The sequence below is a fragment of the Citrobacter sp. wls829 genome, assembly GCF_005280825.1.
GTDB classification, from domain to species: Bacteria; Pseudomonadota; Gammaproteobacteria; order Enterobacterales; family Enterobacteriaceae; genus Citrobacter; species Citrobacter gillenii.
This window is the reverse complement of the sequence record NZ_SZWP01000065.1, coordinates 1-4,386: the sequence shown is the minus strand read 5'-3', so window position 1 is coordinate 4,386 and position 4,386 is coordinate 1. Positions and strand designations below refer to the sequence as shown.

7 protein-coding genes and 2 pseudogenes are annotated in these 4,386 nt (G+C 53.5%); all 9 read left to right on the top strand.

The genetic code is table 11. The features are described from left to right. Window positions 1-178: type II toxin-antitoxin system RelE/ParE family toxin (locus FDW88_RS12785; protein WP_249354883.1), on the top strand; the 178-nt coding region annotated here is incomplete at its 5' end. A gap of 1 nt (window position 179) precedes the next feature. Beyond that, a complete protein-coding gene (gene nadS / locus FDW88_RS12780; RefSeq protein WP_001697687.1) occupies window positions 180-464 on the top strand; it encodes a NadS family protein in 285 nt (94 codons plus the stop codon). 193 nt (window positions 465-657) lie between these two features. Then, window positions 658-1,548 (top strand): replication initiation protein, encoded by an 891-nt coding sequence (locus FDW88_RS12775; protein ID WP_079967944.1) that lies wholly within the window; start codon window positions 658-660, stop codon window positions 1,546-1,548. After that, window positions 1,548-2,048: a hypothetical protein gene (locus tag FDW88_RS12770; RefSeq protein ID WP_001715146.1), complete on the top strand. Its 501-nt coding sequence runs from the start codon at window positions 1,548-1,550 to the stop codon at window positions 2,046-2,048. Before FDW88_RS12775 ends, FDW88_RS12770 begins: the two co-directional genes overlap by 1 nt. Window positions 2,049-2,293: 245 nt before the next feature. Then, window positions 2,294-2,620, top strand: a complete 327-nt coding sequence (mobC, locus tag FDW88_RS12765) for a plasmid mobilization relaxosome protein MobC (protein WP_001715145.1) — start codon at window positions 2,294-2,296, stop codon at window positions 2,618-2,620. Beyond that, window positions 2,589-2,927: pseudogene (locus FDW88_RS22805) on the top strand (relaxase); the annotation flags it as partial. The gene mobC and the pseudogene FDW88_RS22805, both read left to right, overlap by 32 nt. A gap of 370 nt (window positions 2,928-3,297) precedes the next feature. Beyond that, window positions 3,298-3,783, top strand: coding sequence for an MbeB family mobilization protein (locus FDW88_RS12755; protein WP_137362684.1), 486 nt, complete (start codon window positions 3,298-3,300; stop codon window positions 3,781-3,783). Window positions 3,784-3,831: 48 nt separating this feature from the next. Further along, the gene (locus FDW88_RS12750) at window positions 3,832-4,077 is read left to right on the top strand and encodes an MbeD family mobilization/exclusion protein (RefSeq protein WP_306303658.1); all 246 of its coding nucleotides are present in this window, start codon (window positions 3,832-3,834) and stop codon (window positions 4,075-4,077) included. A 155-nt stretch (window positions 4,078-4,232) separates the two neighbouring features. Beyond that, window positions 4,233-4,386 (top strand): annotated as a pseudogene (locus FDW88_RS22675) (addiction module toxin RelE); the annotation flags it as partial.

Sequence of the window (4,386 nt, the reverse complement as noted above, 5' to 3'; positions counted from 1 at the left end):
CAGAATGGCGACGGGCAACCAGGGAAAAAGCGGCAGCGCGAGGGTGATTTATTTTCTGGCCACCGCCGAGGTGATTTATCTGGTGATGGCCTACCCGAAAAGCACCAAAGACAGCCTGACGGACGCGGAGAAAGCCGCGCTGAAGACGCTGACCCAACAACTGAAAGACGAGGTGTGACATGAGTTTTTTTGACGAGCTGAAAGCATCGCTGGAAGAAGCCGTTGAAATCAAAAACGGCGTCAGAGAGCCTGCCCGCGTCACCCGTTACGAGCTGGCAGACGTGAAGGCTATCAGGGCACAACTGAACGTTTCACAGAGTGAGATGGCGAAAGTGCTGGGAACCAGCCTCGACACCATAAAAAGCTGGGAAACCGGACGCCGTAATCCGACCGGACTGGCGGCGAAGGTGCTGGCAACCATCCAGGCGAACCCGAAATTCTTCCAGGAGCTGGCGGCGCACTAAGCCGTTGTGACAGAAGGATTCGACAGGCGAGGCCGTTCGCGTGTAATTTAACGGCAACAGAAAAAACAAAGCCCCGGCATCATGCTCAAATCTTGGCGGATCCGCATGATAACCAGGGCCAGGTACGAAACCTTGAAAGGATATTAGCACATGAAACGTGCCAGACAACAGCCCGCCATAAGTGCAGGGCGCTTTGAATAACGCTGCACTCCAACTTTTCAACGAACGCTTACCGCACAAGCCGTACTTTTCGGACGATCTGCACTTTGGTGTACGCATTGCCGGTAAGGAGCGCGCGATTCTGGCGAAATACATCCAGTTCAACCAGCCTCACGCCATGTTCTGGCTCGGTTTTGACGTTGACCGTATCGGTGCCGCCATCGACTGGAGCGATCGCAATGCGCCCGCGCCTACGCTGACCATCACCAACCCCGAAAATGGTCATGCTCACCTGCTCTATGCGCTGAAAACCTCGATACGCACTGCACCAGATGGAAAAATGAAGCCGCTGAAGTACGCCGCTGCCGTAGAGAACGCGCTACGTAAAAAACTGGATGCTGACACGGGATATTCGGGGTTAATTTGCAAGAACCCGAACCATGGTCACTGGAAAATTGCCGTCTGGCAGCCGGAACTCTACACGCTGGACTGGCTGGCCGACTCGCTCGACCTGAACGCCGCGAACGATAAAGAAATCGTTGCCGATTACGGCTTAGGCCGTAACTGCACTCTTTTCGATAAAACACGCAAGTGGGCTTACCGCGCTATCCGTCAGGGCTGGCCGCAGTATGAGCAATGGCTGCAAGCCTGCTATGAGCGGGCCAGAGCTTACAACCTGCAATTTTCTGCCCCTCTGGATGAAAATGAAGTTAGTGGAATAGCTAAGAGCATTGCTAAATGGACATACAAAAACTTCTCTGAAGCTAATTTTTTGCAATATGTTGCAGATACTCACTCATCTGAAATTCAATCGAAAAGAGGAATGAAAAGTCGAGGAGGGGGAAGGCCAAAGATTGTCGGAAGCCCTTGGCTTAATTTAGGAATCAGTCGTTCTAAATGGTATAGAGATTTTAGAGGGTTATAATGTTTGGTTTTTTTAGAAAAAAAATTAGCAGCAATCAAGTCGACTTATACGTTAGCGATAAGATTCTAGGTGTTGCAAAGAAGGTTGTAGCCATAGTTGAAGCTAATGGCGTAACCATCGTTGATGGCGAAGGTGTTGTATTTTTAGCCGCTGGGCTTTTTCTCAATGCTACTTATCTTAAGGAACATGGGAGAAAATCAGACGCTGTAAGAGTTAAAGTTATTGGTTTTGTAAAGCACTACCTAGATTCAACAGATGATCAAAGTATGCTGGAAAGATTATCTGATAACACCCGCTGGTTTTCTCAAGGGAACATGTCGGGTTATTGGTTTCTTAATCAAGTCATTGGGGACCTTTGCGGATTGAAGGTTAATCCCATCCATCAACAAATTCTATCAAACGAAGTACTAGATACACTGCTGAAATTTTTCCACGAGCGCACGGTCACTATCAGTAAAACCCTCAGTGAAGACATATATCCATTTTATAATCCAGCCTGACTGTTTTCGTAGTTTGGGACAAAACAACCTATATCAGATAACAGCCCCGTATAAGCGGGGCTTTTTTTTTTGCAGCCAGCACAGAATCTGACATACTGCATTACTCTTTAAGCCAGTACACACAGCGTCCCCTCTACGAGGTGCCGTCTGTGACTGGTTCAGGGGGCTCGCCGCCCCCCGAAACCCCGGGCATCCACTGAGAAACTTTCGCACTTTGGGTGCGAATATTTCTCAGCGGAGTAAGAATGGAAAAGCGCACGAGAGAGATCAAAATCCGCCTGACTGACTCAGAGCATCAGCGTCTGATCGACCGGTGTGACCGAACCCATCTGGCCGAATGGCTGCGTCAGCTCGGTCTGGGAGAACACACCGCCAGAAAGCGCCGTCTGCCCGATGTGGCGCCCGAACTGCTGCGACAGGTCAGCGGGATTGGCAACAACCTGAACCAGATCGCCCGCCGTCTTAACCAGCTCGACGGACTGAATCCCACTGAGCGTGTGTCCCTGCTGGCGGTGTTAAACAGCCTCGACCGCAATCTCGGTGAACTGCTGGAGCAGCACCGTGATCGTTAAAATTCACTCACGGGGTGCCGGTTCGGGCAGTGGCCCCGTTGATTACCTGCTGGGCAAAGATCGCCAGCGCAGTGACGCCCGCGTGTTGCGGGGAGACGCCGAACGCACCCGCGAACTGATTGACGGCTGTGACTTTGCCCGTGCCTACACCTCCGGCGTGCTGTCCTTTCAGGAAGCCGACATTGCCGAGCCTGAAAAGGCGCGTCTTATGGACGAATGGGAACAGACACTGATGACCGGTCTCGACAAAGACCAGTACGCCTGTCTGTGGGTTGAGCATCAGGACAAAGGCCGCCTCGAGCTGAACTTCGTGATCCCGAACATCGAATTACAGAGCGGGAAACGTCTGCAACCCTATTTCGACCGCGCCGACCGTCCCCGCGTCAACGCCTGGCAGACCCTGACCAACGACCGGCTGGGGCTACGCGACCCGAATGACCCGACCTACCGCCGCCCGCTTACGCAGGCCAGTGATCTGCCCCGCGACAAACAGCAGGCGGCAGAGAAAATCACCGCCGGCCTGATGAACCTGATGCAGCAGGGCGTGATCCGCAGCCGGCAGGACGTGGTGACGCAGCTGGAAAGCTACGGCCTGACCGTGGCGCGGGAAACGAAAAGCAGCATCAGCATTGCCGATCCGGACGGCGGCAGAAATATCCGGCTGAAAGGAATGATTTATGAGCGAGATTTTAAATTTGGCGAAGGGCTTCGAGGAGAAATCGAAGCAGCAGGCGCAGGATACCGAGCAGAGCGTGAAGAGCGAGTTCGCGAGGCTGGAGAAGTCTATCAGCGCGGAACTGCAATCAAGCTCGCAGAGCATCAGCAACGCTATCCGCGAGCAGAACGGCAGGTTGACGGGCATGCTCAGAACGTCAGTCTCAACGGCGATGGCGTGGATATTCATCTGCTTCGCCCTGCTGATTGGCATCCTGGGCGGGATAATTTGGTTTCAAGGCACGATCATCACCTCACGCCTGAGCGAAATGGACAGCTACAGTCAGCTGCTGGCGAGCCTGAAAGCGAAAAGCGGCGCGGGCGTGACGATTTACAGCGACGAAAAGAACCGGAACACCTACCTGGCGGTGCTGCCGAAGCAGGCGCACGGCGTGGAAACCTACACCTCGCAGGCCGGGAATACCGTGGTGAAATACACGGCGAAATAACCTCATCAGAACGCCCTGAATCGCGTCTGAGCGGTTTTAACACCGAGGATGAGCAAAACCATGACCGAGATGGAAAAACAGCTTCTGAGCGCCTTAGAGAGCTTACAGGCAAGCTACGAGCAACAGCAGGAGGCGTGGCAGGACAGCTACAGCAGTTTGCAGCACATGTTCGAGGCTACCTCACAGGCGCTGACGCACAGCGACAGGGTGTGTCAGCGCTTGAGCAGTCAGGTAGAGAGCTTGCGCGCGCAGGTCGAGAGCTTGAGCAGGAACGTCAGCCGCTTGATGCGCTGATTGCGCAGCATGACCGCGCCCGTGCGGAAAAGCTGCGCGAGCAACAGCCGGAGCCGCAGAAAAAGCCGACCCGGTACTATGGCCCCTCGATGTGACCTCTTTTCCGGAATCAGAATTAAGTGTACTATGTACTCCGTTAAATACAGGAGACAACCGTGAGTCACACGATTGAATTTATCGAGACCCCGATGTTTACCCGTCAGATAAAACAGATCGCCACGGATGAAGAGCTCAGGGAGCTGCAAAAGACGCTGATTGAGTCGCCGGACAAAGGCGATCTCATCCAGAAAACCGGCGGGCTGCGAAAAG